Consider the following 763-nt stretch of genomic DNA (forward strand, 5'->3'; position numbering starts at 1 on the left):
CCGCCACAACTACCGACTCCGCATGCTCCTCATCGGCGGAGGACTCACCCCATGACCCACGCTCAACTCCGAAGAGCCTGCAATGACGAGTCGAGTCATGAGTCAGTCGCGTCTCAGCTCGATCCGAATGAGGTCGGGGTCGAACTTCACGTGACCCGGCGCGATGGGCTCGATGGTCACCGTCACCAGCTCGTCCACGAGCATCCGGCGACGATCCATGTCCAGCGCCTTCCACTTCGACTCGACCACCTCGCGGCGCCCCGCAGTGCCGACCGGCTCGTCAACGTCCGCGAGCAGCTTCGCCGCCACCGACACCGAGCGGTCGAGCAGTTCCGCGTCGATCACGTCGATGCGCGCTTTCACGTCGTTGATCGCCGCCGTGATCTCCAGGACCGGCTGGTGGATGTCGCGCAGCAGCGGGCTCGGCTCCTTCACGCGCTCGACCAGGGCGTTCCGCTCGGTCAGCAGCTCCTCGCGGCCGGGTCCGGCGTCTTCGTGTGGCATCACGAGGTCGTGCACGTCCACCGAGGACAGACGGGTGAGCACGGCCTCGGTAACCATCGCATCGACGGGCTCGCGCTGGCGAGTGAGGTGGAGCTGCTCGCCGCAGCGATACGTCGGCTGCTTGCGGCCGTTCGTTCCCGAGACGAGCGTCGCGCCGCACTTCCCGCACAGCCCTATCGTGGCTCTTCGGAGTTGAGCGTGGGTCATGGGGTGAGTCCTCCGCCGATGAGGAGCATGCGGAGTCGGTAGTTGTGGCGGT

General features: G+C 66.6%; 1 pseudogene. It reads right to left on the reverse strand.

The window, feature by feature from the left end:
* Positions 1–102: 102 nt before the first annotated feature.
* Positions 103–687, reverse strand: a pseudogene (locus CYJ76_RS11455) (recombinase family protein); the annotation flags it as partial.
* Between the last annotated feature and the right edge of the window lie 76 nt (positions 688–763).

The organism is Kytococcus schroeteri (genome assembly GCF_002847825.1).
In the GTDB taxonomy this organism is placed as follows: domain Bacteria; phylum Actinomycetota; class Actinomycetes; order Actinomycetales; family Dermatophilaceae; genus Kytococcus; species Kytococcus schroeteri.